We start from the raw sequence: 25,968 nt of genomic DNA on the forward strand, positions 1-25,968 counted from the left end.
GGGTTTACCCTTTGCTGTCCAATCCGGTTATTGCGCCGCCCTGCAGGAGCAGGGCCAGCGTGGCACCCAGGTCGAAGGTTGCGTCTTCGGCGGCGACCTGTTCCAAGGCCCCGCCAATGGAGGCGCCCCCCATCAGGGCGCGGATCCAGATTGCGCCCGCGGGGGGCAGGACCTGGGGAATGGGGTCGAATTCGGGGCGGGTGATCAGCACGTCCTGGGCCTGCGGCTCAGGCTTGGGCGCGCCGTCCTCTGTGTTGTAGCGCCAGATGGCGTGGATGGGCCAAGGCGAACAGATGACCCGCACCGCAGGTGCCAGCGCCAGGCAGGAGTTCATCTGCTGGTCCGGCGTCAGCGCGCCGAGCGCCTCGGGCGCGATGGGGCCAGCATCCGCGGCGTGGTAGGCGCGGCGCAGGGCCAGTTCCAGCCGCGCCACATCGCCGAGGTAGCCAAGGTGGCTGAGCTGCTCCATGCCCTCCAGGAAGGCCGGGAAGTGTTCGCCGTAAAACATCATCAGAGGCGAGGCCGGTGGATGCTGGCGCAGGTAGATGCCTGCCAGCCCGTCCATGTTTTGTTTTCCCAAGAGCTTGGCAATCACCGGAAAGGCACTGTGCATGGCCTCAGTCAGGGAAACAGCCACATTGTTGCGGTAGACACTGAAACGGCGTCCGGCGGGCTGGGCCTGATGGTCAATCAGGCCATCCGGCACTGGCTGGCCCGCATCCATCATGGCGCGGGTGAAGTCTGTCTGGGAAACACTCATACCGGAACGCGCTCCAGCGCGGTTGCGGCGCGGGCGGCTTCGGCCGCCAGTACCGGCCAGTCCGGCACGTCGTTGTCCCATTCGATCAGCACCGGCTTGGGGCCGGATCTGGCAAGCGTATAGTCCAGCAGCGCCCAGACCGGGTCCACCACCGCGCGCCCGTGGCTGTCGATCAGCAGCGGATGGCCGTGGTCGTCCTCATCCTCGTCATGGCCGCCGAGGTGGATTTCGCCGACTTTGTCCAACGGGAAGGCGTCGATGTAGCCCTGCGGCGAGAAATCCAGGTTGGTGGCAGAGACAAAGACGTTGTTCACATCCAGAAGCAGCCCGCAGCCGGTGCGGCGTGAGATTTCGGCAAGGAACTCCGGCTCGGACCAGGTGCTTTCGGCAAAGGCAAGGTAGCTGGAGGGGTTTTCCAGCAGCATCCGGCGGCCGATGGTGTCCTGCAGTTCGTCGATGTGGTCACAGATCCGCTGCAGGCTGGCGTCCGTGTAGGGCAGCGGCAGCAGGTCGTTGTAGAAATGGCTGTCGTGGGTGGACCAGGCCAGATGCTCGGAAAAGCTTGCCGGGTTCAGCCATCCCGCCAAATGCTTGAGCCGGGCGAGGTGGTCTGCGTCCAGCGGCCCTTCGCCGCCGATGGAGAGGCCGACGCCGTGCACCGACATAGCAAAGCGTTCGGACAGGTGGCGCAGCTGCGCAATCGGGCGGCCGCCATCGCCCATGTAATTTTCAGCGTGGATCTCCAGCCATCTGACGCTGCCCGGATCAGTGGTGATCTGGGCGAAATGCTGCGGCTTGTAGCCAACGCCGGGGGCGGCGGGCAGCCCGTTATGTGCAGCAGAGTCGAGCATGGCGGGGCGGGTCCTGTAGTCCGGGTGCAAAAGGGGCGGGAATTCACACTCCCGCCCCGGAAATCAAACCGTTCTTATGCCGGCAAATCGCGCTCCAGCGGCTCCAGCGAACCTTTGCGCTCAGTGCCGTCTGCCATCGCAGGCAGTTCCATGCCTTCGCAGGTGCCTGCGTCCACCAGAGTCCAGGCGTTGCCCTGATAATCGGTGGTCGAGGTGCCGGCGCAAGTGGTGCCGGGGCCGGCGGCGCAGTCATTCTGGCCAGCCAGCGAAACGCCGTAGCATTTTTCCTTGGTGGCGGCAGCAGCCGGGATGGTCGAAGCAGCGGTCAGAGCGGCGGCAACGGCGCTGGCAACGGCCAGGGATTTTGCGGTGGTCGACATCTCGTGAATTCCTTTCGGTTTAACATGCGGTGTCGTGTTGACAGGGAAACACTAACCCGAGGTTTTCAGGAATTTAAGTCACGAGGCCGTGTCTCACGTCTGCGTCAGGCTATGTGAGAGCGGAATGCCGCGCAAGGTGCTGAAATGCCGCCATTTTACAAGTCGTTGTAACAAAACGGCCCCCGAAAAGGGGGCCGCTGATGATGCTTTGGGGGGAAATGTTACAGCAGGTCCGGCGGGGTGGCTTCCGCTGCCAGCGCCTTTGTAACATTTTCGAGGCTCTCGACCTTGGTTTGCTTCTCGCCGAGGCGGCGGACGGAAACGGTGCGCTCCTCCACCTCGCGGTGGCCAACGGCGAGGATGACCGGAACTTTGCCCACCGAATGCTCGCGGACCTTGTAGTTGATCTTTTCGTTGCGGATGTCGGCTTCAGCCCGCACGCCTGCCTTCTTCAGACCGGCGACGACCTCATGCACATAGTCGTCGGCCTCCGAGGTAATGGAGGCGACCACCACCTGGCGCGGGGCCAGCCAGAACGGCAGCTTGCCGGCGTGCTCCTCAATCAGGATGCCGATGAAACGTTCAAACGAGCCGAGGGTGGCGCGGTGCAGCATCACCGGGCGGTGCTTGGCACCGTCAGCACCGATATATGTTGCGTCCAGGCGTTCCGGCAGCACAAAGTCCACCTGATGGGTGCCGCACTGCCAGTCGCGGCCGATGGCGTCAGTCAGCACGAACTCCAGCTTGGGACCGTAGAAGGCACCTTCGCCCGGGTTCAGTTCCGGCTCGATCCCGGCGGCGCGGGTGGCGGACAGAAGCGCCGCCTCGGCCTTGTCCCAAACCTCGTCAGAGCCTGCGCGGGTGTCCGGGCGGTCGGAGAATTTCACCGAGAACTTCTCGAATCCGAGATCCTTGTAGATGGTCGACAGGAAGTCGATGAAGGTGGCGGTCTCGGATTCGATCTGATCTTCCGAGCAGAAGATATGCGCGTCGTCCTGAGTGAAGCCGCGTACCCGCATGATGCCGTGCAGCGCGCCCGAGGGCTCATAGCGGTTGCAGGAGCCAAACTCGGCCATGCGCAGCGGCAGGTCGCGGTAGGACTTCAGGCCCTGCTTGAAGATCTCCACGTGGCAAGGGCAGTTCATCGGCTTCAGCGCGTTCACCGCTTTTTCGCGGGCGTGTTCCTCGTCCACTTCGACGACGAACATGTTTTCCTGGTATTTGTCCCAGTGGCCCGAGCGTTCCCACAGCTTGCGGTCAACCACTTGCGGGGTGTTCACCTCGACATAGCCGCCTTTGCGCTGCTGGCGGCGCATGTAGTCCTGCAACTGGGTGTAGATGGTCCAGCCGTTCGGATGCCAGAAGATCTGGCCCGGGGCCTCTTCCTGCATGTGAAAGAGGTCCATCTCACGGCCCAGCTTGCGGTGGTCGCGCTTGGCGGCCTCTTCCAGCATGGTGAGGTGGGCCTTGAGCTTTTCCTTGCCGGTGAAGGCAACGCCGTAGATCCGCTGCAGCATCGCGCGGGAGCTGTCGCCGCGCCAGTAGGCGCCTGCGATGCTCATCAGCTTGAACGCGTCGCCCGGCAGCTGGCCGGTGTGCTGCAGGTGCGGGCCGCGGCAAAGGTCCTGCCAGCCGCCGTGCCAGTACATCCGCAGCGGCTCATCGCCGGGGATGCTTTCGATCAGTTCGACCTTATAGGGTTCGTTGTTGTCGGTATAATGCTGGATCGCGCGGTCGCGTTCCCACACTTCGGTCCGGACTTCATCACGTTTGTTGATGATTTCCTTCATCTTTTTCTCGATGGCGCCGAGATCCTCCGGGGTGAAGGGCTCAGCCCGGTCGAAGTCGTAGTACCAGCCGTTCTCAATGACCGGGCCGATGGTGACCTTGGTGTCGGGCCAGATTTCCTGCACCGCGCGCGCCATGACGTGCGCCAGGTCGTGGCGGATCAGCTCATTGGCCTGGACCTCATCCTTCATGGTGTGGATGGCAATGGCGGCGTCGGTGTCGATCGGCCACTGCAGGTCCCAGTGCTGATCGTTGACGGTGGCGGAGATGGCCTTCTTGGCCAGCGAGGTGGAAATGCTGGAAGCCACCTGCGCAGGGGTCACGCCTGCGTCATAGGATCGTGCATTGCCATCGGGGAAGGTGAGAGAGATTTGGGCCATTGGCTGGCTGCTCCTCGTCGGTTTGGCGCCCACAGAACGCCCGGTTGCGGGTATGTGTTAGTGCGCCGCGTTTTGCGGTCAAAGCGAGGCCAAGTCAAGGCAGCTTTGCAGGTGATTGTAATTGCGCCGGAAAATCCGGTTGTGTGCCTGCGTATGCGATTGCACATATATGTATACAGGTAAGTGTCTGAAAAATAACAAAAAATATCTTGATATATGCGCCGGTCCGGGGCAGGGTGGCCGAAACCAGCAACCCAATGGACATATCAGGAGTGTTCCGATGACCCGCCCGAACCCAAGCTTTGACCTGACCGTTGAAGATGTGGATTTGATTGAAACCGCACTGTGCGAGTCCCAGAAGATCCTGTCGCAGCGCCGCCTGTCCTATGAACATTGCGCGCATATCGAAGGCGGGGCGAGCCAGGAGAAAGCGGTGCGGACCGGGGAAGTCCTGGGCCGCATTCAGAACCTGCTGGGCCGTTTGCAGATGCAGAAGGCCGGCAGCAGTCCGCTGGCGGGCTTGTCCTGACCCGGTTGCAAAAAAAAGGCGAGGGGCCTGCCCCTCGCGCTCCCCGGGATATTTCCGGCCAGAAGAAAGGGAACCCGGATTACCGGGCAGGCGAGGGCACGCCTTCGCGGATCATCGCGGAGTAGTCAGGGCTGACGCCATGCGCCTGTGCGATCGGTGTGATGCTGCCAAGTGCGCGCAGATCCTCGACACTGCGGCTTTGGTCCAGCACGCCCTGTTCCCAAGCGAACTCCGGCAGGTAGCCGTTGGCCAGAACCCGCCAGTCGAGCGGCACCTGATCGGCGATGGCCCGGACCAGCGTCATCACCACCGTGGTGCAGTTGGTGGTCAGCGAGTTGTACCATTCGGGCCGGGCGGCAAGGCGGTTGGCGGTTTCGACATATTTCAGCAGCAGTGCCCGGCCCGTGTCAGGGCTGACACCGATGCGGAACAGCTGCACATCCTCGCCGCGGGCATTGGTGCGGGTGCCGACCAGGTCGCGCTCATCCGCGGCGATCAGCACCAGGGTATTGGATTTGAAAAGATCGGCAATCGGGGAAAAGCCGCCGCCAACCTGACGCCGCACCTCGACAGACCAGGCGATGTGTTCGCCACCCTCAAAGCCGAAGCTGACAATCATATGCGCCATCTGCGGCCCGGCCCAATAAGACATGAACAGGTCGGTGGTTTCGAGCTTGCTCAGGTCGTAGCTGCGGGTCTCCCACTTCCCGGTGAAGGATTCCGGCGTTTCCCAGGCAAAATTCCGCACATCCGTCAGGGTGAGGATGTCGCCGTCGACCGTCCCGGTCACCTGGCGGGCCACATCGGGGGACCAGTCGCCGTCCGCGGGCGGTGTGAGGGTGGACCACCACAGGACCACCGCAGCCAATGCGAGGGCAAAGGTGGTCAGCGCCCGCAGGGCGCGGCGCCGGAACAGGCCGGCAATGACCGCAAGGCCCAGGACAGCGAAGCCGCCGGCCAGCGCGCCGCGCGCCAGCGTTTCAAACGGAAGGCGGTACCAGAGAGCCAGCACGGCCCAGACCGTGGCCAATGCCACCGCAAAAATGGCAGCGCCGGTAATAAAGCCCTTGATGAGTCTGAACATGCCCCGCGGTCCTTCAAAAAAATTTTGCGGACCATAAGGAAGCCGGCGGGGGAGTTGCAAGCGGGGAGTGCTACAGCTTGCGGGGCGGGCGGAGCCATGCCACATCTTGGTAAAAGGACAGGAGACCGACAACATGCCAGCCGCATCTTACCTCGACACTGCCCAGGGCCGCCGGATTGCCTATCATAAGACCGAAGGGCAGGGACCGTGCGTGGTGTTCCTGGGCGGGCTGAAGTCCGACATGGAGGGCACCAAGGCGGTGCATCTGGAGGCCTGGGCCAAGGCCCGCGGCCAAGCGTTTCTGCGGTTCGACTATTCCGGCCACGGCGAAAGTTCCGGCACTTTCGAGGAAGGCTGCATCGGCGACTGGCATGAGGACACGCTGGAGGCCGTGGCGCATCTGACGGAGGGGTTGATCGTTCCGGTGGGCTCCTCCATGGGCGGCTGGCAGGCCCTGCTTCTGGCGCGGGAGATGCCAGAGCGGATCAAGGGCTTGGTGACCATTGCCGCGGCGCCGGATTTCACCGAGGACGGCTATTGGGCCAACTTTTCAGATGCGCAAAAGACGCAGCTGGACGCGCAGGGTTATGTGGAACTGCCAAGCGACTATATGGAGCCTTATCATATTTCCAAGCGGATGATCGAGGACGGGCGCAGGCACTTGGTGCTGCGTTCGCCGCTGTTCCTGCCGTTCAAGACGCGCTGTCTGCAGGGAACAGCGGATTCCGCGGTGTCCACGGACACGGCGTTGCGGCTGATGGATCATGCGACCTGCCCGGACATGCGGCTCAACCTGGTAAAGGATGCCGATCACCGGTTCTCGGATGCGGCCTGTTTAAGGATGATTGAAGACGCGGTGCTGGACGTGCTGGGCGGTGCCTGACGGCGGCCGGGGCTTGATCGTATTGCCGCCGGGCTGCTGGGGCGTGCGCCCGGAAACGCCCTGTTCACGTATTGTTCACATCCGGCCAAGCCGTTAGAATTTTGGTGCTGCTGGATCAGCCCCGGGATTTGCCGGGGGCATGCCGGCGGCGGAAGGTATTTGATTGTTCAATGAGGATTTTCGGAAATGGAACAGAGGGTAAGCTTGATCACGCTGGGCGTGCCGGACATGGGCCGGGCTGCGGCTTTTTATGAGGCGCTGGGATGGAAGCGGGCGGAGAGCCCGGACGGGGTGATTGCTTTTGACCTGATTTCGCAGACGCTGGGCCTGTATCCTCTGGCAGCCTTGGCAGCGGAGATGGGTCTGGAGGAGCGGGAGCTGGGCACCGGTGCGATGACGCTGAGCCACAACACCCGCGGCAAGGAAGAGGTGGCAGAGCTGCTGGCTGCAGCCGAGGCGGCCGGCGCGGTGATCCTGAAGCCTGCGCAAGATGTGTTCTGGGGCGGCCATCACGGCTATTTTCGCAGCCCGGACGGGCACATCTGGGAGATTGCCTATAACCCGTTCTCGCCGCTGGCGGAGGATGGCGCGTTCCGCTGGAACGGCTACTAACGTGGCGCAGCGGCGGCAGCCATTGCGGAAGTTGCCGCCGCCGGACGGTTTTTCTTGATCCAGGGGCGCGTACGCCCGCACAGTTGGGGCACGGGTGGAAGGCAAACCGCGAGGGCATCACATGCCTTATGACCAGCTACCGTGCCGCGAACCCCTGGTTCTGCTGCCGGGCATGATGTGCGATGGGCGGATTTTCTACGCTCAGGTCCGGACATTCTCCGGCAGTATGCCGGTGATGGTGCTGCCGCTGGCGGGCGGCGACACGGTGGAGAAGATCGCCGCGCGGATGCTGAGCCACCTGCCGCCTCGATTTGCCCTGGCGGGGTTTTCAATGGGTGGTATTTTGGCAATGGAGCTGGTGCGCCGGGCGCCGGAACGGGTCAGCCGTTTGTGCATCATCGGGGCCAGCCCGCTGGCAGAGACGCCGGATCAGGCCGCCAGCCGGGAGCCGCAGATCGTCGCGGCGCGTGCAGGGCGTCTGGAGGACGTGCTGCGGGAGACGCTGCCGATGGAGGCGCTTGCACCCGGTCCCCTTCGGCTGGAGGTGCACAATCTGTTCTGCCGGATGGGGATGGAATTGGGGCCGGAGATGTATGTGGCGCAAGCGCGTGCCCTGCAGCGGCGGCCGGATCAGCAGGCCGCGATGCGGCGGGTGCATGTCCCCACGCTGGTTCTGGGCGGGGCGCATGATACGCTGGTGCCGCCAGCGAAACTGGAACTGCTGGCGCAGCTGCTGCCTGGGGCGCGGCTGGATATCCTGCCGGATGCCGGTCATTTCCCGGTTCTGGAGCAGCCGGATGCAGTGAACCGGGCGCTGCTGCATTGGCTGGCGGAACCCGTGGCTGAAACGGATCTCTGCGTTCAGGGGTAAAGCCTGGCGCGTTCTGCCTTGCTGATCAATTGAGGTTCGGCCACCGGCTTGCCGGTTTCCGCATCAAAAAATGGCGTGTCCTTCCACCGGCCTGACACCCGCGCGGTGATCATCCGGCTGACGATGCCCCAGGCCATGGCCCCGCCGCCCTTGGTGCGGGCTTGCTTGCCGGGCGCGGGGACAAAAGCCTTGGCGCGGATCTTGCCCAGGGCGGACTTGTCCTGAAACAGGTCAGAGCGCATGCCGGCAAAGGGCAGCCCGGGTTTGGCCAGCGTATTGGCAAAGGGCGTGCCGCAGCAAGACGCATACCAGCGCAAGGGGCCGCGGGGGCCAAGGCGGAGCGCTTTCAGATGCTCCGCCCCTTGGCTGATGGTGATGGTATCGGGCGACAGCTGGAACAGGTCGACCGGATCCGGGGCCGGGTCAGGCTGGGCGTGGTACAGCTCATTGGCGCGGCAGTCGGCGCAATAGCAGACAACCCTGGTTCCGGTCTTAATGCCCTGTGCGGCAACCTCGCCGCGTAAGGCCCCGCAATTGCAGGAAAACGACAGTTCGCCCGTCATGTTGTCAAGCCGCGGTGTTTTTGTTGGCCGGTTTGTGTGCCGCCGGTTTCCGGCGGCTGTTGGCGTTCATGAAATCGATCACCAGCGGGCGGATGTTGTTGCGCCAGCTGCGCCCTGCGAAGATGCCGTAGTGACCGGCGCCAGGCTCCACATGGCTGGCCTTCTTCTCCTCCGGCAGACCGGTGCAGAGGTCCAGCGCGGCAATGCACTGGCCGGGGGCGGAGATGTCGTCCTTGGCGCCTTCGACGGTCTTGACCGCCACATCGGTGATCTTGGAGAAGTCGACCTTGTGGCCGTTCACCACGAATTCGTTGCGGGCGATCTCGCGGTTCTTGAAGATGCGTTCGACGGTGGAGAGGTAGAATTCTGCCGTCATGTCCATCACCGCCAGATATTCGTCATAGAAACGATTATGGGCATCGTGATCCGAAGCTTCGCCGCGGGAGACGCGCTGGATCTGATCCATGAACGCCTTGGAGTGACGTTCGCCGTTCATCGACATGAAGGACGCCAGCTGCAGCAGGCCCGGATAGACCTTGCGGCCGACGCCGGGGTATTTAAAGCCGACGCGCTGGATCATGGTTTCCTCTAGCTGGCCCATGGTGACGCGGCGGCCGAAGTCGGTAACCTCGGTCGGGGTGGCGTCAGGGTCCACCGGGCCGCCGATCAGCGTCAGTGAGGAGGGCTGCGCCTTGGGATCCTGCTCCGCCAGATAGGCGGTGGCGGCGAGCGTCAGCGGCACCGGCTGGCAGACCGCGACCACATGGGTGTCGGGACCCAGCTCGCGCATGAAGTCGACAAGGTAGAGCGTATAATCCTCGACGTCGAATTTCCCTGCGGAAACAGGAATGTCGCGGGCGTTGTGCCAGTCCGTCACATAGACTTCGCAGTTTCTGATCAGACTTTGGACGGTAGAGCGGAGAAGGGTGGCGTAGTGGCCGGACATCGGGGCAACCAGCAGCACCTTGCGCGGCTGTTCTTCGCGCCCGTTGACCTTGAAATGGATGAGGTCGCCGAACGGGCGCTCCACCACGGTGGTGATTTCGACCAGATGGTCCTTGCCGTCCTCGCAGGTGAAGGAGGGGATGCCCCAGTCGGGTTTCACCACCATGCGCTGGTAAGTACGTTCCGTTACTTCTCCCCAGGCGGCCATCCAGCTGAGCGCAGGGTTTGGCAAGGCGGAGAAGACCGGGTAAGATGCCATGGAGAGGGCGGTGGCGCCCAACCACTGGTTGGTGTTCCGGACGGTCTCCATCAGATCGTAGGTCATCATGTATCGCATGCGTGTCTCCTTCGGGCTCTGCCCCTGCGTCATCGGACCATCAAATCCGGAACATTGGACCAATCGCCGCTTTGCCCTGAAAAATGCAGAAGAGTATTCTGCATAGCAGAAAGCCTATGAGGGATTCTTTTATATGACAACTAGTGACGAATTATCCGCAGCGGCCAATTCTGAGAGCATTGAAAAGCTTAAGGAAAACATGACCCGTGTGGAGGAGCTGAGCAAGCGTCTGGCCGATGTCATGTCCCGAAAGGTACCGCATAACCCGGCTTTGGACGGTCCGAATCAAGAGCTTTATGCGCGCGCAGCAACTGCCTATTGGGCCGAAGCGATGCAGAACCCGGCCAAGATCCTGGAGCAGCAGGTCGAGTACTGGAGCAAATCTGTGCTGAATTTTGCGGATGCCCAGAAAGCTCTGGCTGGGAAACTGGACAGCTCGGATGACGGCGGCCCCAAGGACCGCCGTTTTTCGAATCCGCTTTGGGACAGCAGCCCGTACTTCAATTTTGTGAAGCAGCAGTACATGACCAACGCCGATGCGATCCGCAAGGCGGTGCAGGATGCGGTGGATCTGGACCGCAGGGATAAGCAGCGGCTGACCTACTTTGCCGATCAGATCATCGAGATGATGGCGCCGACCAATTTCCTGCCGACCAACCCCGACGCGCTGGAAAAGGCGGTGGCGACGGAAGGGCAGTCGCTGATCGACGGGCTGGAGAACCTGGTCACCGATTTGGAAGCCAACAACGGCGAACTGGTGGTGCGGCTGGCGGACGAGAGCGCCTTTGAGCTGGGCGGCAATATCGCCACGACGCCGGGCGATGTGGTTTACCGCAACCGGATGATGGAACTGATCCAGTATAAACCGGTGACAGAGTCGGTGCATGAGACACCTATCGTGCTGTTCCCGCCCTGGATCAACAAGTTCTACATCCTCGACCTGAAGGCGCAGAACAGCCTGATCAAATGGGTGACCGAGCAGGGCTACACCTTATTTGTGGTCTCTTGGGTCAATGCCGATGCCAGTCATGCCGACGTGGGGATGGAGGATTACATACAAGAGGGCTTCCTGGCTGCAATCGAGACCGCCAAGGAGATCTGCAAGGTCAAGCAGGTCAACGCGGTTGGATATTGCATCGCGGGCACCACGCTGGGCCTGACGCTGGCGCTGATGAAGCAGCGCGGCGACAAATCTGTGAAATCGGCGACCTTCTTTACCACGCTCACCGATTTCGGCGACCAGGGCGAGTTCACGCCGTTTTTGCAGGACGATTTCGTCGACGGGATCGAGGCACAGGTAGAAGAAGAGGGGCTGCTGCGGTCCTGGGTGATTGCGCGGACCATGTCGTTCCTGCGCTCAAAAGACCTGATCTACGGCCCCGCGGTCAAAAGCTATATGATGGGCGAGACGCCGCCGGCCTTCGATCTGCTCTACTGGAACGGCGACGGCGCCAACCTGCCTGGCAAGATGGCAATACAGTACCTGCGCGGCCTGTGCCAGGATAACGAGTTTGTCGGCGACGGGTTCGAGCTGATGGGCCACAAACTGCATATCAAAGACGTCGATGTGCCGCTGATGGCGATCACCTGCGAGACCGACCATATCGCCCGGTGGAAGGACTGTTACCGCGGCGTGCAGCAGATGGGGTCGCGCAGCAAGAGCTTCATCGTATCGGAGTCCGGCCATATCGCGGGGATCGTCAATCCGCCCAGCAAGAAGAAGTACGGCCACTATATCAACGACGAGCTGAAGGGCGACAGCGAGACCTGGATGGATGGCGCGGATTACCACGAGGGTTCCTGGTGGCCGCGCTGGAATGACTGGCTGAAGAAGCGGTCAGGCAAGCAGGTTCCTGCTCGGGAGGTCGGGGATTCGGGCTATCCCTCTTTGATGCCGGCCCCGGGGTCCTATGTGAAGGTAAAGGCAAACCGTTGATTCCGCAGGATTTGCGATTTTTTTCTGCACTGCAGCATCAAAACTCTTGAAATGCTGCAGTGCGGCACGCATATTCCTCTCATGCTAAGAGCGCAGGATGGTCCTGCTGCAGCTTTCTGAGGAATTAGAACTATGGCAAAGACCCAAGACTTCACCGCGATGATGAAAGACTTCATGGGCGCCTTCCCGGTCGACACCAAAGCGATGGAAGACGCATTCAAGAACACCGCAGCCCTGAACGAGAAGCTGTCCGCTGTTGCACTGGACGCAGCCGGCAAATCCGCCGAGATCTCCAGCAAGTGGACCAAAGAAACCATCGCCAAGCTGGGCGACGTTTCCAAAGTCAAGGCTGAGCCGGCAGACTACGCCAAGGCCGCAACTGATTTCGCCTCCGCTTCCGCTGAAGTGGCTGCTGAAAACATGGCTGCCTTTGCTGAGATCGCCAAGAAGGTTCAGATGGACACCGTCGAACTGATGATGGCTGCTGGCAAAGACGCAACCGAAGAAGCAACTGCTGCCGTGAAAAAGGCCACCGAAGAGGTGACCACCGCAGCGAAGAAAGCTTCGGCAACTGCCAAGTAAGAACGACCACGTACCGGCCCTCGCTCTCCTCCCTGACGGAGCCGGAACGTGAAGAAGGGCAGGCCGCAAGGCCTGTCCTTTTGCATTTTAGCGGTCAGTCCGGCAACCCCGCGCGGCGCAGGCCGTCGCAGTAATGCTCAAGGTCCTCGCTATTTGCAAAAGGCAGGGTCTCGCTGATCCGTGACACGGAAAACCCGGGTTCCAGCTGCAGAATGCGCCCGGTTTCCTGAGCAGCGGCTTTCCTGTCGCCTAGCTGTCCGTAGCAGGCCGCCAAATGGCGGCGCGGTGCTGGGAAGCCCGGAAACAGCCCCACGGCCTTGTTCACCTCTGAAATGCCGGGCTGGTATTCACGGCACATGTATAGAGCCAGTCCCTTGAACCAATGGTAGTAGGTCGGATGGAAGGGATTGCGCGCAGAGGCTTCATCCAGTTCAGCAAGCGCCTTCTCCGGCTTGCCTTGATAGACCAAGGACAAGCCGCGGAATGCAATGGCGTCGGTGTCGTTCGGGTTGAGCGTCAGTGCGCGCTGGAAATGGTCCTCTGCCAGGGAGAATTCGCCCTTGAATAGGTGCATGACGGCCAGGCGGCGCTGCGCCACGCTGTCGAGCGGATCGATGCGGGCGGCGCGGCGCAGCAGCGGGAAGGCCTGGTCCAGGGTTTCCGCTGGGGAATTGCCCCAGCCGCTCATCCATTCCACCAGGTAAGTCAGTGCCAGCCCGCAGCAGGAGGAGGCATTACCGGGGTCGCTGTCAAAAGCCCGCTGATAGAGACGGCGGCACTCAAGCAGCGCCTCCTGAGTGTCGAGCAAAAGCGCCTTGGCCTGAAGCACCAGCTCCCGCGACGTTACAGGTTCACCGCGGGCGCGCAGCTCGGCGGACTTCCGTTTGGCGTTGGCCTGCAGCTGGCCGGCCAGTGTCTGGGTGATCTGCCCGGCCAGCGCATCCTCTTGGCTGAAGCTGCCGGCCGCAGCCCGATCGTACTGTTCACTGAGCAGCGATGTCCCGTTGACGCCATCGGCCAAGGAAATGCTGACCCGCAGATCGTTCATCAGTTGGCGCACAGTGCCCTCGACAAGATACCTGACACCCAGCTCCACCGCCGCCAAGGATGTCTCGGACGCGCTGGCGGCAAACCGCAGGGCGGTGGTGCGGGAAATGACGCGCAATTCCCGGAACCGGGAGAGACCGATGGTCACATCTTCGGTCATTGCCTCTGCAAGTCTTTCAGCCGCTTCCGAATCCGGAGACATGTTCCGGAAGGGCAGCACCGCCACGGAAATGTCATAGGCCGGGCCATCCGGCTCCAGCCGCGGCATGGCGTTTTCGCAGATCCGGAAGATCCGCACCGGGTCCGACATATTGCGGATGACTTGCAGGCCAAGATCATCAAAGGCTGCATTGATCCGGCCGCGGACCTGGGCCTGCACAGTGCCGGAGACGCAGATTTCACCCGGTCCGGCCAAGCTTTCGAGGCGGGCGGCAATGTTGACGCAGTTGCCGAACAGATCGCCGCCGGCAGCGATGACCTTGCCTGTGTGGATGCCCATCCGAAGGATCAGCTGCGGGCCGGTCCGGCTGGCGCCGCGGGCGGCGGTTTTCTTTGCGATCAGCAGGGCGGCTTTCACAGCTTGCAGGGAATTCGGGAACTCCAGCAGAAAGCCGTCCCCCAGTGTTTTGACAAGCTGGCCGGAATACTGTTGTGCGGCCGGCACTATGACCTTGTCCGACAGATTGCGGACGGCAGCCACAGCTTCGGCTTCGCCGGTCTCGACTAGCGCGGAAAACCCGGCCACATCAGCGATCAAAATAGCAGCTTGTCTTTGTCTGTCCCCTTGGTCAGCCATCTTTCCTGCACCACAAACTCAAAGACCTGACAGCTATTATATCATATTGAGGATTTTGCGGTGGTTTAATGGCTCGAAAAGAACGCATTTCTTTCAGCGCTTTGCGGCCGGGCTTCAGAACTGCGCATCGCAGAAGCTGGAAAACTGCGGCGTCCAGCCGGTCAGGCGGCGCAGCTTGGAGGAGCCCATCTGCTGGTCCAGCGCCGGCCCTTCGGCCCAGGCGCCGTACCTGCACAACACGTGTTTCAGGCTGCGCACCACATAGCTGCCATTGTGGCCGTGGCGGCGGGCAATCTCACTGGTGATATTCGCCGCCGGAACGCCGTCTTCGGCACTGGCGTTGAAATGGCCGGTCAGGCTGGGGTTCTCCAGCAGCAGCCGGTATGCCCGCGCCAGATCGTCGCGCTGGATCAGCGGCCAGCGGGTGGTGATGCTGCCCCAGATCTCAAACGGCCTGCCAGCGCGGGCAGCGTCCAGGTAGCGGGAAAAAACGCCGCCCCCGGCGTGATAGACCATCGCCGGGTGAATCACCGCAGCCGAGACGGCCGGAGGCGACAGGACCATACGGGCGTTCTTCTGCATCCAGGCGAAGGGCTTAATCGGATGCATCGGGCTGGCCTCGTCCGCGACGCGGCTGCCGGTAGCGCCATAGAGCCAGCAGCCGCCGGTGTAGATCATCCGCAGCGGATCCGGGCGCAGGGCGGCGTGCCGCAGAATGGCAGTGATGGCTGCGGTATCGGCTTCAGCCATGTCTTTATCGAAGGTCGCGGCCAGCTGGATCACCGCGTCTGTGCGGGTTGCCTCGCGCACCCAGGCGCCGGGTGCGCGCAGATCGCCGCGAAGGGGGCTGGCACCCAGGGCCTGGAGCTTGCGGTCTGATGTCTCCGACCGGCTGAGGCCGGTGACCTGGTGGCCGTGCCTGGCCAGTTCTTGGGTGACGGCGGTGCCAATGGATCCGGTGCCGCCCAGAATAAGGACCTTCATATTGTGCTGCCTCCCGCTGCAGATTCTATTGCGGGGTCCTCTGTAAAAGCTCAAGCCAGGTTAAGGTCAAGCCGGGGATGCATATGCAGAAGGCCGGAGAGGAACAAATGTTGCGGAAAACACGGCAAGGCTTCCCTTTTGTTCTGCAGTGGCATAGGCTTCGCTGCAATGCATCAATACCGGGGAGGGAGTACATGGCAGAGCAGGACAAACCCTTGCTGATCAAGCGGTATGCGAGCCGGCGGCTCTATAACACCGAGACCAGCGATTATGTCACGCTGGAAGACATCGCGGGGTTCATCCGGGAAGGGCGGGAAGTGCAGATTGTCGATCTGAAGACCGGCGATGACCTGACCCGCCAGTATCTGCTGCAGATCATTGCCGAGCACGAGAGCCGCGGCGAGAATGTGCTGCCGGTGAATGTGCTGAATGATCTGGTGCGCAGCTACATGGTGCCCGGCGGCGGGGTGATGCCGCAGTTCCTGCAGACATCCTTTGACATGCTGCGCGAGAGCCAGTCGAAGATGATGGAAAACATGAACGCCATGAACCCGATGTCCAAGATGCCGGGATTCGAAGCGATGAAGGCGCAGCAGGAGGCTTTCCTGAAGGCGATGTCCGGTGGCTTCGGCGCTGCGGGCTGGGGCGCAGGCGCGCAGGAGGGCGAAAAGTCTGACAGCAGCGGCGAGGATCTTGATGACATCAAGAAGCAGCTGGCGGCGCTGCAGGAGAAACTGTCCAAGATGAAGTAGTGCCCAGCGTAGGGCACCGACAGCATATTCCACAAGTAAGCCCCCTGTCCGGTTCGGCGGGGGCTTTTTTGTTGCGCAGTCTGTTGCGGGTGCGGATCAGGACCCGGCCTCAACCCTCAGCACGTTGTGGAGACGGTGATAGGGGGCGTTTTTCACGATCTTGTCCAGATCCTTTGCCGCAGACTGCGGGCGTGCACGCATGAACAGATAAGCGCTGGCGCCAAAAGACAGGGCGCAGGCGCCGATGATCGTACTGACGATGACAGTCTCAAGTCCCATGGCTTCAATCATGCGTTTCTCCGGTTACACTGACAATATAGGGGAGGAATGCTGAAAATTCCATATCACTTCCCCTCCGGCTTCAGTTTGCCTGCTTCCAGCACATGGCGGGCCAGGGAGTCGGCGCTCTCCCGTTCCTGGGCGCGGCGGCGCATTTTCACCCGGCCGCCGATCCGGGAGGCGGTTGCGAAAATAAAGCCGGAAAACGAAAGCAGGGTAAGGCTGAAGGCCAGCCCGCCGGTGACCGTGCCGGCAATTGCTGCGCCAAAGCTCGCCAGCAGCGCGCCGGCGGCCAGCCGCTGTGCCCATTGGCCGATGACCTGATCCGCGTCGCGGGCCTGCGCTTCGGCTTCTGCGGCCTCTGTGGCAAAGGCGGTCAGCAGGTCCGCCACGGCCAGGCCGCTGTCCGGATCGTTGGATGCGCGGATGGCGGTAAGCAGTGCGGCCCGCTCCGCCCGGTTCCTCACCACCGCGCCAATGATCTGGCTTAGTTCGTCCTCAGGGACGGTATCCCCCATGCTTAAGGAGTTTGCCATGGCCACCAGGGCGGTGGCGGGGCGCCGCTTGAATTTCTGTGGGCCTTTCATGGCGGCACCGTGAACGGCACAAGCCTGGATTGCAATCACGAAAAAGCCCCGGCGCAATACCGGGGCTTTGTTTCGCTAAATCATCCGTGCAGTTCAGGCCGCTGCCTTGCCCAGGGCCTCTTCCGCCGACGCCAGCAGGATCTCCGCAATCACGTTCAGTTCAGCCCGGGACAGGCGTACCGGCAGGCGCACGTCGCAGGCTTTCATCAGCATCGCGCGGGTCTGCGGCAGGTCGGGAACATCGCGCAGGAACTGCCAGTTCCAGAAAGCGCGGGCGTTGTCTGTCGACAGGCCAAAAACCTGCACCTTGACGCCCTTTGCTTCTGCCGCGGCAGCAAAGGCGCGGGTCTGCGCCTCGCTGAGGTCCATCAGATTGAACTGGATCGAATCCGGCGCGCGGCGTTCCGGGGCCAGCGGCGCGGGCACGTCAAAGAAGGGGGAGCTATTCAGCCGTTCGGCCACATAATCGTGGTTGGCGAGGCCGTCGCGCACCCGGCGGGCCAGTTCCGGCAGTTGCGGGCGGATCACGGCGGCGGACAGGTTGCTCATCCGCAGGTTATACAGCGGCAGCTGGTTCTGCCACTTGGCAAAGGCCTGTTCCAAGTCCGGGGTGTTTTCCCCATGCGGGCCTTTGTGCTTTTTCCAGTTGTGCTCATATGCGCCGGACATGATCGCAGCGCGGGCGATCAGGTCCGCGTCGTCGGTGATCAGGATACCGCCTTCGCCGGCATTGACCATCTTGTAAGACTGGAAAGAAAAGCAGCCCGCCTTGCCAATGGTGCCGATGTTTTTGCCGTTCCAGGTGGTGCCCAGCGAATGGGCCGCATCCTCGACCACCGGGATGCCGCGGGCATCGCACAGAGCCATGATCGCATCCATGTCAGAGGTATGGCCGCGCATGTGGCTGATGATCACTGCCTGCACGCCGTCCAGCTTGGCCTCGAAATCAGCCATGTCGATGCGGTAATTGTCAGCCACTTCGCACAGCACCGGCACGCAGTCGGCATGCACCACCGAGGAGGGGACCGCGGCAAAGGTGAAGGCCGGGATCAGCACGCGGGCGTCGCGGGGCAGGCCAAGCGCCTTCAGCGACAGAAACAGTGCTGCCGAGCAAGAAGAGACCGCCAGCGCATATTTGCTGCCCAGGAGCTCTGCGTATTCCTGTTCAAGCAGCGTGACCGGTGCGTCCTGGGACGCGGTGTAGCGGAACAGGTCGCCCGATTGGATCAGTGCGTCGATGGCTTCGCGGGCAGCTGCGGGAATAGGCTCAGCATCATGAACGTTGGGCGGCAGGGCCATATTTCAAAATCCTAAATGGTTGCTTTGGTAAATCTAAAACTAAGTTGCCAAGATGCCAAGACCGGGCGCGGCGGAATCTGCTGCGCCCGGTAAAATTTCACAGAATTGTTGCGGAGTTGCGCGGAAACCGGCCCAGAAGCGCCTGGACGGCTAGACGCCCAGCCGGTCGCGCAGGGAAAACCAGGTCATCGCCAGCACCAGAAGCGGCGAACGCATCCGCGGCCCGCCGGGAAAGCGCGGTGCCGGGACGCGGGCCAAAGTGTCAAACCCCTCAGCCTGCCCCTGAATGGCCTGCGCCATCAACTGGCCTGCATGGGTGGCGGTGCCGACACCGTGGCCGGAGTAGCCGGAAGCGGTCAGCACATTGGGAGCCAGCCGCGCCAGATAGGGCATTCGCTTCATGGTGATGCCCAGGGTGCCGCCCCAGGCATAATCGATCCTGACATCCTTCAGATGCGGGAAGATCTCGCTCATCGGCTTGCGCACGGTGGCGGAGATATCTGCCGGGAAACGGTAGCCGTAACTCTCGCCGCCGCCGAACAGCAGCCGCTTGTCATGGCTGAGCCGGAAATAGTTGACCACAAATTTGGTATCCGCCACGGCGACGTCGCGTGTCAGCACCCGGGCGGCGTCCTCACCCAGCGGTTCGGTCGCCACCACGAAGTTGTTGATAGGCATCACCCGCGCCGCGACCTGGCCATTCAATCCGCCGAGATATCCGTTGCAGGCCAGGATCAGATGATCCGCGGTGACGGTGCCGCCCGCAGTGCGGATGCGCAGTTTGGTGCCTTTCTGGATGTCCAGAACCTCGCTGCCTTCGTGGACCTTGGCCCCGGCAGCCGCCGCCGCACGGGCCAGACCCAGAGCATAGGCAAGCGGGTGCAGATGGCCGGCCCCCATATCCAGCGATCCGCCGGCATAGGCCGGGGAGGGGCAGAGAGCCTGCATTCCGTCCCGGTCCAGCAGTTCAATCTGATTGTAGCCATAACGTTTTTGCAGATGTTCTGCATAGGCGTGCTCATGTGCCGTCTCGCCCTTGGAGAAACAGGCATGGGCCACGCCAGGCTTCAGATGACAGTCTATCCGGTGCCGGGCCACCAGATCCTTCACCAGATCCTTGGCGCCTTCGGCCAGATCCCAGAGCTTGCGGGCCTCATCCGGGCCGACCAGCTTTTCCAGCCCGTCCTGCTCCATCCGCTGGCCGCTCCCCAGCTGGCCGCCGTTGCGGCCAGAGGCGCCAAAGCCTACCCGCTGCGCTTCCAGCAGCACCACAGACAGGCCGGCCTCCGCCAGATGCAAAGCCGCCGACAGGCCGGTATAGCCGCCGCCGACGATGCAAACGTCTGCACTCGAATCTTCATCCAGCGCCGGAAAGCGCTCCAGCGGCGCGGCAGTCGCCGCATACCAGCTCTCCGGGTATTCGCCCTTGCGGTCATTGGAATAGAGCAGGTTCATTCCCATCACGCACCTCATTTGAGAGCAGGTGTCATCCGGGACGGCCTGCACTTCATCTTTCAAAAAATACTCAATTGCACTGGCGCTGCACCGAGGCGCAGCGCCGGAGGTTTTAGACGTTCATCAGCAAATGCTCGCGCTCCCATGGGGAGATCACCTGCAGGAACTCTTCATACTCCGTGCGTTTGACGATGGAGTAGACGCGGGCAAAGTCCGGGCCGAGCACTTCATGCAGCTCTTTGGCCTCGTCGAACAGGTCCAGCGCCTGGCCCATCACCTGCGGAATATCGCCTTCGCCTTCGTAGGCGTCGCCTTTGAACTGCTTGCGCGGGCGTTCCTCGTTGACCAGGCCGAGATATCCGCAGGCCAAGGACAGGGCGATGCCCAGGTAGGGGTTGCAGTCCATGCCGGCGATGCGGTTCTCCACCCGGCGCGCCTCAGGCCCCGACAGCGGCACGCGAATTCCGGTTGTGCGGTTGTCGCGCGCCCATTCCAGATTGATCGGCGCGGCGTGATCCTTCACGTACCGGCGGTAGGAGTTCACATAGGGCGCCATCACAGCCAGACCGGCAGGCAGGTGGTTCTGCAGGCCTGCAATAAAGTTGTAGAAGGCATCCGTCTCGCCGCCCTGCGGGCCAGAGAAGATGTTCTGGCCGGTTTCCACATCCAGGATCGAATGGTGGATATGCATCGCTGAGCCCGGTTCGTTCTCGATCGGTTTGGCCATGAAGGTGGCAAAGCAGTCGTGCCGCAGCGCCGCCTCGCGGATCAGCCGTTTGAAGTAGAACACTTCGTCCGCCAGCTTGACCGGGTCGCCGTGGCGCAGGTTGATCTCCAGCTGGCCGGCGCCGCCTTCCTGGGTGATGCCGTCGATCTCAAATCCTTGCGCCTCGGCAAAGTCGTAGATGTCGTCAATCACCGGGCCGAACTCGTCCACCGCGGTCATCGAATAGGCCTGGCGCGCCGCGGCCGGGCGGCCGGAGCGGCCCATCATCGGCTCGATCTCCTTGGCCGGGTCGATGTTGCGGGCGACCAGGAAAAATTCCATTTCCGGTGCCACAACCGGCTTCCAGCCCCTGTCGTGATAGAGCTGCACAACCCGCTTCAGCACGTTGCGCGGGCTGTAGGGGATCGGCTGATCGTGCCTGTCATAGGCATCATGGATAACCTGCAGGGTCCAGTCGCCGGTCCAGGGCGCAGCCGTGGCCGTCGACATGTCCGGCTTCAGGGTCATGTCTTTTTCGATCCAGCCGTCCTCATCCGCCGCATCGGCCCAGTCCCCGGTAATGGTCTGGTAGAAGATGCTGTCGGGCAGATGGAAATAATCGGTTTTCGCGAATTTGGATGCCGGTACCGCCTTGCCACGGGCGATACCGGGAAGGTCCGAGATAACGCATTCAACTTCGTCGAGACGACGGCCCTCCAGATAGGTTTTTGCTGCTTCGGGAAGGGCGTCGAGCCAGGCTGACATTAGGTCCTCTCTTTCCTGTAAAACTCTGCGAGGAAGGTTGCGATATCTTGATTGTCCACGGGGGTGTCCAGCTCAGCGGCTGCACGGTCCAGCAGGTCGTCGGGCACCACGCCGCGGCCGCGTTTTTCGATCAGGCCGCCAACGAAGGCATTGGGGAATTCAGGGTGGGGCTGCCAGGAGATGATGTGGTCGCCATAGGCGAGGATGCCGTTCCGGCAGAAATCATTGCCGCCCAGCACCCGCGCGTCTTCTGGCAGTTTCACTACCTGGTCCTGGTGCCAGGCGTTCAGCGTCAGCTCCTTTCCGTCCACCTGATAGGTGACCGGCCCGACGGCCCAGCCGCCCTCGAACTTCTCGACTTTGCCGCCAAGCGCCTGGGCGATTATCTGATGGCCGAAGCAAATGCCGGCCAGCGGCTGCTTGCGCGCGTGGATGGCGCGGATCAGATCCTCCAGCGGCGGAATCCAGTCGTGATCCTCATAGGCGCCATGCTTGGATCCGGTGATCAGCCAAGCGTCTGCTTCGTCTGCGCTGTCAGGCAGGATGCCGTCCACCACCGCCCAAGTCTGAAACTCAAACCCTTTGCCGTCCAGCATGTCGCGGAACATGGCGTCGTAGTCACCGAAGGTTCCGAACAGGTCTTCGGGAGAGTGGCCGGTTTGGAGGATGCCGATTTTCATGAGTCACCAAATTTGATCAAATTGAGCCTAGCCGACGACGCTGAAGGGGGCAAGGGCCTCTGCAAAGGCGACCTTACACCGCTTCCAGCCAGGACAGCCAATGGCTCTCCTTGGGGCGTTCCGCAAATCCTTTCAGCTCCTGCCGCTTGGTCATCACCAGGTTGCGGATGGCCAGATCGGGCAGAATACGGGCAATCAGCGGGTCGGTGTCGAACCAGTTGATCGCGGTCTCCCAGTTGGAGGCCAGCTGCGGCAGGCCCTCGATTTCGTAGATGTTGCCATCGGAGGGGGCGGGGGGCTGCATCTTGTCTTCGATCCCGGCCATTGCCGCACCCAGCACCGCAGCGAGCATCAGGTAGGGGTTGATGTCACCGCCTGCGACCCGGTGCTCAATCCGCCGAGCCTTGGGGCTGCCGCCGGGGATGCGGATGGCCGCGGTCCGGTTTTCATAGGCCCAGGCGGCGCTGACCGGGGCGTGGGCGCCCGGCACCAGCCGGTCATAGGAATTGCCATGCGGGGCAAAGATCAGCGAGCTGGCGGGCATCGCCGCCAGACAGCCGGCAACTGCGTGCCTCAGCAAGTCGGAACCCTTGTCGCTGCCGTCATTGAAGACATTGTTGCCTTCCTTGTCCTCGACCGAGAAATGCACGTGCATGCCGTTGCCGGCTTCCTCGGCATAAGGTTTGGCCATGAATGTCGCGGCAAATCCGTGCTTGCGCGCAAGCCCTTTTACCAACGCCTTAAACAGCCAGGCATCATCCGCGGCGCGCATCGCTTCCTGGTGGTGAAGGTTGATTTCGAACTGGCCCAGACCAGCCTCGGAAATGGCGTCCTGGGCTGGAATGCCCATCGCCTCGGCACCATCGTAGAGATCGGAGAAGAACTCGTCAAAGGCGTCCAGTTCGGCAATCGACAGCACCGATTGCTGATCCAGTTCGCGGCCGGTGAGCGGATCGATCGGCGGGGCGGGGCGGGCGCCGCTGTCATCCAGCAGGCTGAATTCCATCTCGGTGGCGGCGACAACGGTCCAGCCGCGCGCGGTGTAGCGTGACAGCACATCGGCCAGCACGTGGCGCGGGTCGCCCAGGAAGGGGGAACCGTCCTCCCAGTACATCGACATCGGAACCAGCGCCGAGGCGGTCTTGAGCCAGGGCATCGGTACCGGGCCGCGTTCGGTCGGCAGCATGACGCCATCAGCATCGCCGGTTTCAAAGACCAGCGGGCTGTCTTCCACGTCGCGGCCCCACAGGTCGACGTTGAGGGCGGAAACCGGCATCCGCGCGCCGCCGCTGTCCAGTTTGCCGGCCTGGCTCGCGGGCAGCCGCTTGCCGCGCATCTGGCCGTTCATATCACAGGCGGCAATGCGGATTGTCTTCAGTCCGGGCAGTTCCATTCGGGGCTCCATGAATGCGTTGCGCCAACCCTAGCCTAAGGAAATCCATTCGCCAAGATAATTTGATCAAAATATTGACAGGACGGCTGCGCAGCCTTTTCCCACATAAATGCGGGCGTATCGGAGAATGGCACAGCTGCGGGCCGGCCCGTGCAAAGAAAATGGCTCCCGAAGGAGCCATTCTGCAGTCAGCGGATCAGATTGGGGCGCAAGCGAAACCTCTGCCGCCGTTCCTGCGGAAGATGCTTGTTCAGCCGGCGGTTCACAAACCCGAACAGGGAGATAATCAGCAGTGTAAGCAGGATGAAGTAGAAGGCCAGGATCGGGTAGGGGACAAAGGGGTTAAAGGTCTTGTCCGCGAAATAGCTGGCATAGTAGAGCGCATCGCCCTGTTGCCGCCAGGCCGGAAAGCCGGAGAAGAACACCAGCGTGGTGGCGTGGAAGAGAAAGATCGCCTCGTTGGTGTAGGCTGGCCAGGCCAGCCGCAGCATGGTCGGGAAAGTGATGCGGCGGAAGCGGTTCCAGCCGGTCATGCCATAGGCATCGGCAGCCTCGATATCACCTTTGGGGATCGACAGCAGCGCGCCGTAGAAGATTTCGCCGGAATAAGCCGCGGTGTTACAGAACAGCACAACCAGCGCCCCCAGCCAGGCCGAAGTGAACGGGTCGAAGAAACTGGACACGCCTTTCAGGCTGAGGAAGCAGGCATAGGCAAAAAAGAACTGGATGAACAGCGGGCTGCCGCGGAACACAAAGATGAACCATTCCGCGGGCTTGCGCCACAGCGGGTTGGGGCTGGACTTGCCGACTGCCAGCGCCACCGCCAGGAAAAAGCCGGTCATCAGCGCCAGCGCGCCGAAGTAGACGTTCCAGATCAAGCCGGAGCCGATCAGCGTAAAATGTTCGCACAGGGTATATTCGCCGCGCGGCAGCAGCCGTTCGCCAAAGCCCAAGGAGCGAAAGGCATAGGCCTGAATGGTTTCAACGCAACTCATGCCGCTGCCTTTCTTTGTGCTTCACCCGCTGCGGTGGCCTGGCCTTTGGTCAGGCGTTTCATAACCCGGTCCAAGACAACCTCGGACACTTTGGTGAAGCAGAGGTAGAACACCAGGAGGGCTGCAAAATACCAGACATGCCAGTTCGGGTGGGGGTAGTCGGTGAAGCGCGCGGTCTTGGTGCCGCCCAGTTCGCGCGCCCAATAAACGATGTCCTCAACGCCCAGCAGGAACAGCAGTGGCGTGGACTTGATCAGCACCATCCACAGGTTCGACAGGCCAGGCAGCGCATAGACCCACATCTGCGGTACCAAAACGCGCCAGAACGCCTGGCGGTGGGTCATGCCATAGGCCTCTGCGGTTTCGATCTGGGCGCGCGGCACCGCGCGCATCGCGCCATAAAGGACGTTGGCGGCAAAAGCGCCAAAGACAATAGAGAAGGTCAGCACTGCCAGGAAGAAGCCGTAGGTCTCATGCACCCATTGCGGCGAAGTCGACAGCGGCAGCTTGGCTGCATCGCAGACCACAAAGTCGATGCCCTGGCGGACCGGCTGATCCCAATCCGGGCATTTCACCTTGTGGCGCATCCATTCAAACGCCTGGTCCAGCGCGATGACAAAAAACAGGAAGAATGCAATGTCCGGCACGCCGCGCACGATGCTGGTGTAGCCTTTACCGAACCAGCGCAGCGGCAGGAACTTGGAGCGGGCGGCGCTGGCGGCGCCGAAGCCGAACAAGAGCGCAACCGGAGCAGTGATCGCCAGCAGGGTCAGAACCACGAAGACCGAGATGTAGAGGTTCACATGCTTGCCGGTGGTCAGATAGCAGCTGAGCCAGTTCAGCCCCTCAAGCGTGGATGGGTCCGTGCAATAGGAAAACATATGTACCCTGTCTTTCTCGTGTTCACGCCCGGGGCCGCAGCGCCGGAAGAGAATGAATGAGGCCCGCGTGCCGCGGCTCGCGGGCCTGCAAGATCCTGGAACAGGATCAGATTACCACTGGGAGGACACTTCCCACTTGGCGATCAGTTCGTTCAGCGAGCCGTCGTCTTTCATCGACTGGATCGCCGCGTCGAACGTGCCGCGCAGCTCAGAGTCCGACTCGCGGAAGCCCATGCCAACGCCGCCGCCCAAGGCTTCGGATTTCTCCAGCATCACCAGATCGTCGCCGACAACAGTGTCGAGGAAGCTCTTGTCGGCCAGAACCGCATCGGCTTCACCATTGCGCACGGCTGCGACGGTTTCTTCCGGGGTTGCGAATTCGACGAGGGTCCAACCCTGCTCAGCGATGAAAGCCGCCTGGATGGTGGTTGCCTGGGCGGCGATCACGCCGCTTGCCAGGTCGACATCAGCCGACTGCGCCACATATGCGGAGGGATCCGGCGGCGTGTAGGGCTGTGTGAAGTCGATGACTTCGTCGCGCTCGTCGGTGATCGACATGCCCGCGATAATGGTGTCGTAGTTGCCGGAAACCAGGTTCGGAATGATCGAATCCCAGTCGTTCTTGACCCATTCGCAGGTCAGCTCGGCGCGCTTGCACAGCTCATCGCCCAGTTCGCGCTCGAAGCCGTCGATCTCGCCGGCGTCGTTGACGAAGTTCCACGGCGCATAGGCGCCTTCGGTGCCAAGGCGCACAGTCTCCGCCAGGCCCATGCCCGCGGACAGCGCCAGGGCGGCGGTGCCAAGGATCAGTGATTTCATAAAGTTACTCCCATTTTGGTTGGTTATTG

Annotated in this window: 26 protein-coding genes; 7 read left to right on the forward strand and 19 right to left on the reverse strand. The window is 62.0% G+C overall.

All coding sequences use genetic code 11. From position 1 onward, the window contains the following. Positions 1–4: 4 nt before the first annotated feature. The 4 genes from AC5STB_RS14715 to thrS form a co-directional block, all read right to left on the reverse strand. Positions 5–760, reverse strand: a complete 756-nt coding sequence (locus tag AC5STB_RS14715) for an HvfC/BufC N-terminal domain-containing protein (protein WP_495443557.1) — start codon at positions 758–760, stop codon at positions 5–7. After that, positions 757–1,611, reverse strand: a complete 855-nt coding sequence (gene bufB / locus AC5STB_RS14720; RefSeq protein WP_495443558.1) for an MNIO family bufferin maturase — start codon at positions 1,609–1,611, stop codon at positions 757–759. Before bufB ends, AC5STB_RS14715 begins: the two co-directional genes overlap by 4 nt. 74 nt (positions 1,612–1,685) lie before the next feature. Next, positions 1,686–1,991: a BufA1 family periplasmic bufferin-type metallophore gene (locus AC5STB_RS14725; RefSeq protein ID WP_019295611.1), complete on the reverse strand. Its 306-nt coding sequence runs from the start codon at positions 1,989–1,991 to the stop codon at positions 1,686–1,688. A 221-nt stretch (positions 1,992–2,212) separates the two neighbouring features. Further along, positions 2,213–4,159 carry a threonine--tRNA ligase gene (thrS, locus tag AC5STB_RS14730; protein ID WP_495443559.1) on the reverse strand — a complete coding sequence of 649 codons (1,947 nt, stop codon included), beginning with the start codon at positions 4,157–4,159 and terminating at the stop codon, positions 2,213–2,215. 280 nt (positions 4,160–4,439) lie between these two features. On the opposite strand from thrS, the gene AC5STB_RS14735 reads away from it, so the two are divergent. Further along, on the forward strand, positions 4,440–4,688 hold the full coding sequence (locus AC5STB_RS14735) for a hypothetical protein (protein ID WP_495443560.1): 249 nt from the start codon (positions 4,440–4,442) through the stop codon (positions 4,686–4,688). 79 nt (positions 4,689–4,767) lie between these two features. Here the strand turns inward: AC5STB_RS14735 and AC5STB_RS14740 are convergent, their stop codons facing one another. After that, the gene (locus tag AC5STB_RS14740) at positions 4,768–5,772 is read right to left on the reverse strand and encodes an Lnb N-terminal periplasmic domain-containing protein (protein ID WP_495443561.1); all 1,005 of its coding nucleotides are present in this window, start codon (positions 5,770–5,772) and stop codon (positions 4,768–4,770) included. A 133-nt stretch (positions 5,773–5,905) separates the two neighbouring features. Between AC5STB_RS14740 and AC5STB_RS14745 the strand changes: the two genes are divergently transcribed. The 3 genes from AC5STB_RS14745 to AC5STB_RS14755 all read left to right on the forward strand — a co-directional run bounded on the left by AC5STB_RS14745 (position 5,906) and on the right by AC5STB_RS14755 (position 8,138). Next, positions 5,906–6,655, forward strand: a complete 750-nt coding sequence (locus AC5STB_RS14745) for an alpha/beta hydrolase (RefSeq protein ID WP_495443562.1) — start codon at positions 5,906–5,908, stop codon at positions 6,653–6,655. 186 nt (positions 6,656–6,841) lie between these two features. Next, positions 6,842–7,267 carry a VOC family protein gene (locus AC5STB_RS14750; RefSeq protein WP_495443563.1) on the forward strand — a complete coding sequence of 142 codons (426 nt, stop codon included), beginning with the start codon at positions 6,842–6,844 and terminating at the stop codon, positions 7,265–7,267. A 121-nt stretch (positions 7,268–7,388) separates the two neighbouring features. Continuing rightward, positions 7,389–8,138 carry an alpha/beta fold hydrolase gene (locus AC5STB_RS14755; protein WP_495443564.1) on the forward strand — a complete coding sequence of 250 codons (750 nt, stop codon included), beginning with the start codon at positions 7,389–7,391 and terminating at the stop codon, positions 8,136–8,138. Here AC5STB_RS14755 and AC5STB_RS14760 read toward each other — a convergent pair. Next, positions 8,129–8,701, reverse strand: a complete 573-nt coding sequence (locus AC5STB_RS14760) for a DUF6151 family protein (RefSeq protein WP_495443565.1) — start codon at positions 8,699–8,701, stop codon at positions 8,129–8,131. The genes AC5STB_RS14755 and AC5STB_RS14760 overlap by 10 nt on opposite strands. 4 nt (positions 8,702–8,705) lie before the next feature. After that, positions 8,706–9,983 carry a polyhydroxyalkanoate depolymerase gene (phaZ, locus tag AC5STB_RS14765; protein WP_495443566.1) on the reverse strand — a complete coding sequence of 426 codons (1,278 nt, stop codon included), beginning with the start codon at positions 9,981–9,983 and terminating at the stop codon, positions 8,706–8,708. A gap of 133 nt (positions 9,984–10,116) precedes the next feature. On the opposite strand from phaZ, the gene AC5STB_RS14770 reads away from it, so the two are divergent. Together AC5STB_RS14770 and AC5STB_RS14775 are read left to right on the forward strand one after the other, a co-directional pair. Further along, entirely contained in the window at positions 10,117–11,919 is a 1,803-nt protein-coding gene (locus AC5STB_RS14770) for a PHA/PHB synthase family protein (RefSeq protein WP_495443567.1), read from the forward strand. Between the two features lie 132 nt (positions 11,920–12,051). Beyond that, positions 12,052–12,501 (forward strand): phasin family protein, encoded by a 450-nt coding sequence (locus AC5STB_RS14775; protein ID WP_495443568.1) that lies wholly within the window; start codon positions 12,052–12,054, stop codon positions 12,499–12,501. A 94-nt stretch (positions 12,502–12,595) separates the two neighbouring features. On the opposite strand, the gene AC5STB_RS14780 is transcribed toward AC5STB_RS14775, so the two are convergent. After that, positions 12,596–14,344 carry an adenylate/guanylate cyclase domain-containing protein gene (locus tag AC5STB_RS14780; RefSeq protein WP_495443569.1) on the reverse strand — a complete coding sequence of 583 codons (1,749 nt, stop codon included), beginning with the start codon at positions 14,342–14,344 and terminating at the stop codon, positions 12,596–12,598. A gap of 114 nt (positions 14,345–14,458) precedes the next feature. Continuing rightward, positions 14,459–15,328, reverse strand: coding sequence for an NAD-dependent epimerase/dehydratase family protein (locus AC5STB_RS14785; RefSeq protein WP_495443570.1), 870 nt, complete (start codon positions 15,326–15,328; stop codon positions 14,459–14,461). Between the two features lie 194 nt (positions 15,329–15,522). Between AC5STB_RS14785 and phaR the strand changes: the two genes are divergently transcribed. After that, positions 15,523–16,080 (forward strand): polyhydroxyalkanoate synthesis repressor PhaR, encoded by a 558-nt coding sequence (phaR, locus tag AC5STB_RS14790; RefSeq protein ID WP_495443571.1) that lies wholly within the window; start codon positions 15,523–15,525, stop codon positions 16,078–16,080. Positions 16,081–16,176: 96 nt separating this feature from the next. Here the strand turns inward: phaR and AC5STB_RS14795 are convergent, their stop codons facing one another. The 10 genes from AC5STB_RS14795 to AC5STB_RS14840 form a co-directional block, all read right to left on the reverse strand. Next, on the reverse strand, positions 16,177–16,371 hold the full coding sequence (locus tag AC5STB_RS14795; protein ID WP_495443572.1) for a hypothetical protein: 195 nt from the start codon (positions 16,369–16,371) through the stop codon (positions 16,177–16,179). A gap of 53 nt (positions 16,372–16,424) precedes the next feature. Further along, positions 16,425–16,946 carry a hypothetical protein gene (locus AC5STB_RS14800; RefSeq protein ID WP_495443573.1) on the reverse strand — a complete coding sequence of 174 codons (522 nt, stop codon included), beginning with the start codon at positions 16,944–16,946 and terminating at the stop codon, positions 16,425–16,427. A gap of 93 nt (positions 16,947–17,039) precedes the next feature. Next, on the reverse strand, positions 17,040–18,245 hold the full coding sequence (locus AC5STB_RS14805; protein WP_495443574.1) for a DegT/DnrJ/EryC1/StrS family aminotransferase: 1,206 nt from the start codon (positions 18,243–18,245) through the stop codon (positions 17,040–17,042). A gap of 150 nt (positions 18,246–18,395) precedes the next feature. Further along, complete coding sequence (locus AC5STB_RS14810; protein ID WP_495443575.1) at positions 18,396–19,706, reverse strand: NAD(P)/FAD-dependent oxidoreductase; 1,311 nt, start codon at positions 19,704–19,706, stop codon at positions 18,396–18,398. Between the two features lie 106 nt (positions 19,707–19,812). Further along, complete coding sequence (locus tag AC5STB_RS14815) at positions 19,813–21,171, reverse strand: glutamine synthetase family protein (RefSeq protein ID WP_495443576.1); 1,359 nt, start codon at positions 21,169–21,171, stop codon at positions 19,813–19,815. Then, positions 21,171–21,851: a type 1 glutamine amidotransferase gene (locus AC5STB_RS14820; RefSeq protein ID WP_495443577.1), complete on the reverse strand. Its 681-nt coding sequence runs from the start codon at positions 21,849–21,851 to the stop codon at positions 21,171–21,173. Before AC5STB_RS14820 ends, AC5STB_RS14815 begins: the two co-directional genes overlap by 1 nt. Positions 21,852–21,924: 73 nt before the next feature. Next, positions 21,925–23,244 (reverse strand): glutamine synthetase family protein, encoded by a 1,320-nt coding sequence (locus AC5STB_RS14825; protein ID WP_495443578.1) that lies wholly within the window; start codon positions 23,242–23,244, stop codon positions 21,925–21,927. 188 nt (positions 23,245–23,432) lie between these two features. After that, entirely contained in the window at positions 23,433–24,239 is an 807-nt protein-coding gene (locus AC5STB_RS14830) for an ABC transporter permease (protein ID WP_495443579.1), read from the reverse strand. After that, positions 24,236–25,120 carry an ABC transporter permease gene (locus tag AC5STB_RS14835; protein ID WP_495443580.1) on the reverse strand — a complete coding sequence of 295 codons (885 nt, stop codon included), beginning with the start codon at positions 25,118–25,120 and terminating at the stop codon, positions 24,236–24,238. Before AC5STB_RS14835 ends, AC5STB_RS14830 begins: the two co-directional genes overlap by 4 nt. Before the next feature lie 111 nt (positions 25,121–25,231). Then, the gene (locus AC5STB_RS14840; protein ID WP_495443581.1) at positions 25,232–25,939 is read right to left on the reverse strand and encodes a transporter substrate-binding domain-containing protein; all 708 of its coding nucleotides are present in this window, start codon (positions 25,937–25,939) and stop codon (positions 25,232–25,234) included. Positions 25,940–25,968: the final 29 nt, after the last annotated feature.

This window comes from Leisingera sp. CC-HEC093 (assembly GCF_059429195.1).